This window comes from Streptomyces sp. ADI95-17 (assembly GCF_003846175.1).
GTDB lineage: Bacteria > Actinomycetota > Actinomycetes > Streptomycetales > Streptomycetaceae > Streptomyces > Streptomyces sanglieri.
Genome location: NZ_ML123045.1, coordinates 935,184 through 938,498, shown reverse-complemented (window position 1 = coordinate 938,498; position 3,315 = coordinate 935,184). Strand labels below are relative to the sequence as shown.

The following is a 3,315-nucleotide window of genomic DNA, read 5'->3' as shown; positions in this document are numbered from 1 at the left end:
ACCGGCGTCTTCCGTACTGCCGGAGAGCCTTCCCCCGTGGCCCCGTTCTCCCCCGTGGCCCCGGGCTCTCCGTCGTACTCCCCCGTGCTTCCCCCGTTTTCCCTCGTGCCGGAGGGAGCGCCGCGACCGTTCCGCCGCCCCGTGCCGGCGGTGCCGGAGCCGCGCCCCTCTCCGTGCGTTCCACTCTCCCGTCCGCGCAGGTGGGAGCCCATCCGCGCGCCTACTCATCTCCTCGCCTGAGTACGGATACTCAGGGCTGCGCACCGAGCCCCTCCCCGGCGTTGCACCATCTGGTTACGATCACGTCCGTGTCCGTACTCCCTCTGGTATTCACAAGCGGCTGGGCGAGCGGGATCAACGCCTACGCGGTGGTCCTGCTGCTCGGTGTCTTCGGCGCGACCGGTCTGACCGACGAGGTGCCCGCGTCGCTGCAACGCACCGACGTCCTCGTGGTGGTCGGCGTGCTCTTCCTGTGCGAGGTGGTGGCGGACAAGATCCCGTACATGGACTCGGTCTGGGACTCGGTGCACACCGTCATCAGGCCGCTGGCCGGTGCCGTCGTGGCCGCGTTGCTGGCAGGTGAGAGCGGTTCGCTGCCGGAGCTCGCGGCGGCGGCGATCGGCGGGTCCACGGCGCTGATGAGCCATCTGGTGAAGGCGGGCACCAGGATGGCGGTGAACTCCTCCCCCGAGCCGTTCAGCAATATCGCGGTGAGCATCGCCGAGGACCTGGGCGTCGCCGGGATCGTCACGTTCGCGATATTCCATCCGGTGGCGGCCGCGGTCATCGCGGGGACGCTGTTGCTGCTGGGCATCGTCATAGTGGCCTTCCTGGCCTCCAGAATCCGCCGGTTTCTGCGCCGCAGGGCCCAGCGGTGCGAGGAGAAACGTCTGGCCGGAGCGGATGCGCACCGGCCGCCGGGGTGACTGTCGGTGGTGGCCGTTAAGGTCACTGACATGGCACGTATTGCGGTGATCGGCGCCGGGATGGGCGCGATGGCGGCGGCCGCCCGGCTCGCTGTGGCAGGCCACCGGGTGACGGTGTACGAGCGGTCGGAGACCTTCGGCGGTTCGGTCGGCCGGTATGCCCATGAGGGCTTCGTCTTCGACACCGGCCCGGCGCTGCTGCATCTGCCCGCCGTCTACCGCGACTTGTTCGTGAAGACCGGCAAGGAGCCGCTGGAGCGGTGCGTCACGATGACGCAGGTCGATCCGGCGAGCCGCCACCTGTTCGCCGACGGCACGGCGGTCTCGCTGCCGAACGCCTCGCGGGCCGGGGTCGTCTCCGCCCTCGACGGCGCGCTCGGCGGCGGTGCGGGCGCGGCCTGGGGCGGGTTCCTGGACCGGGCGCGCGATGCCTGGGACCGGTCCCGCCGCCCGCTCCTGGAGGAGCCCCTGCGCTCCGACCGGCAGGTGCTCGGCCGTGATCCGTATCCGGCGCTGCGGCAGCGCCGTCTGCTGCGCTCCGCCCGGCAGGCGGGGACGGTCGCGGAGGTCGGCGCGTGGGAGCTGGCGGACCCCCGGCTGGCCGCGCTTCTCGACGGGTACGCCCTGTCGTACGGGCTCGACCCGCAGCACGCACCGGCGGCGGCCGCCCTGCTGCCGTACATGGAGGAGACGTTCGGCAGCTGGTACGTCTCCGGTGGGACACGGGCCCTGGCGCAGGCGGTGTACGAGCGGTGCCTGGCCCGGAAGGTCGAGTTCGTCTTCGGCGCCGGGGTGGCCCGGGTCGTCGAGAAGGACGGCCGGGCGGCGGGCGTCGAGCTGGTGGACGGGACGGTCGCGGAGGCCGGTCATGTGGTGCTGGGGGCCCGGCCGTGGCCGGGGCTGGTGCCGGGTCAGGAGCTGTGGCAGGACGACGACGTGGCGGGGCGGCCGGGACCGGGGCGCGGGGTGGTGCCGGGCCGGTTCATGGTTCTGCTCTCGTTGCGCGGCGCCCGGCCCTCGGACACCGTGCACCGGACGGTGGTGCACCCGGCCGACGGTGCCGCGGAGCGCGAGGCGGTGTTCGGCGGACGGCTCGCCGGGCGTCCCACGGTGACGGTGCTGCGCCCCGACGACCCGTCGACCCGTCCCGACGACGGCCACGAGGCGGTGACGCTGACGGCGACGGTCGCCCCGCACGGCGCGGTGGACTGGACGGACCCGGCGGTGCGCGAGCGGTGTGCCGATTCGCTGATCGAGGCGGCGGCCGCGGCCGTGCCCGGGATACGGGAGCGGCTGCTCCGCGCCGAGGTGCGGACGCCGGCCGAGACGGCCGCCGAGACCGGCGCCGAGGGCGGTTCGGTGCCCGCGCCCGCGCTGGCCGGGGCGGGCGGCGCGTATCTGCGTCCGGGCAATCGCACCCGGCTGCCGGGGCTCTACGCCGCGGGCGGCTGGTCGCACCCGGGCGGCGGGCTCGCGCACGCGGGCATGTCCGGAGCGCTGGTCGCCGGGCTGATCGTGGAGGGTGACGGCTTCCGCGGCTCCCAGTGAGCTCCGCGGCTCGGTGACTCCCGCGATTCACAGTGGCCCCGGCTCGCGTCGACTCCCACGACCGGCAGTGGCCCCCGCGGCCCGCGGTGACTTCCGCGGGCCGCAGTGGCTCCCGCGGCTGCCGGTGGTCCGGGAAGCCGCCCGTCGTCAGTAGCGGTACTGCTGTTCGTCGTAGCCGTTGCCGTTGTTGTAGCCGTTCGGGTACGGGGCGGGCTGTGCGGGCGGCTCCGGCGGCGCGACCGGGTACTGCTCGCCCTCGCGCTGCTGCGGCACCCAGACGCCGCCCGGCGGGGTGTCGGGGGCGTACTGCTGGGCGTACGGGTCGGGGGTGTACTCCTGCCGGCCGCCGAAGCTGTCGTAGCCGTTGCCGTAGCTGTCGTACGCGTCGTACTGCGGGGCGCCGCCGGTGGTGCCGGTCCCGATGTACGGGTCGGAGTAGGCGGCGTACTGCTGCCGGTCGTTCCCGTAGTCGTACTGCCCGGCGAGCGGGTCCTGACCGGCGTAGGTGTCGGGCCCGGCGTAGGTGTCCTGGCCCGGCGAACCGTACGGGGCGGGGTCGGCGTACGGCTCGTAGGCGGCGTACTGGGGCTGGGGCTGCTCCTGGGGGCCCTGCTCCGGCTGGGACCGGTGGTGGTCGGAGTAGACGCCGTACTGCCCGGTGTCGTCCGGCATCGGCTCGGGTTCGTAGACCGCCGCGGCCGGAGCCCCGGGGGCGGCGGGCTGCGGGGAGCCCTCGTCGTACGCCATCTCCAGGTCCGACACCTGGAGCGTGGGCCCGCGGCCCTCCCGGTCGCCGCCGCCTCGACGACGACGGCTCTCACCGGGGTTGCCCCCTATGGCC

3 protein-coding genes are annotated in these 3,315 nt (G+C 74.1%); 2 read left to right on the top strand and 1 reads right to left on the bottom strand.

Annotated elements, in window-relative coordinates:
- Window positions 1–308 precede the first annotated feature (308 nt).
- On the top strand, window positions 309–926 hold the full coding sequence (locus EES42_RS12285) for a DUF4126 domain-containing protein (protein ID WP_124718159.1): 618 nt from the start codon (window positions 309–311) through the stop codon (window positions 924–926).
- A 30-nt stretch (window positions 927–956) separates the two neighbouring features.
- A complete protein-coding gene (locus tag EES42_RS12280; RefSeq protein ID WP_124718158.1) occupies window positions 957–2,474 on the top strand; it encodes a phytoene desaturase family protein in 1,518 nt (505 codons plus the stop codon).
- 147 nt (window positions 2,475–2,621) lie between these two features.
- Here the strand turns inward: EES42_RS12280 and EES42_RS12275 are convergent.
- A partial coding sequence (locus tag EES42_RS12275) for a hypothetical protein (RefSeq protein ID WP_241196363.1) occupies window positions 2,622–3,315 on the bottom strand: 694 nt, incomplete at its 5' end.

Coding starts and splice junctions, on each gene's coding strand:
- EES42_RS12280 (WP_124718158.1), top strand. CDS start 957: ATGGCACGTATTGCGGTGATCGGCGCCGGGATGGGCGCGATGGCGGCG.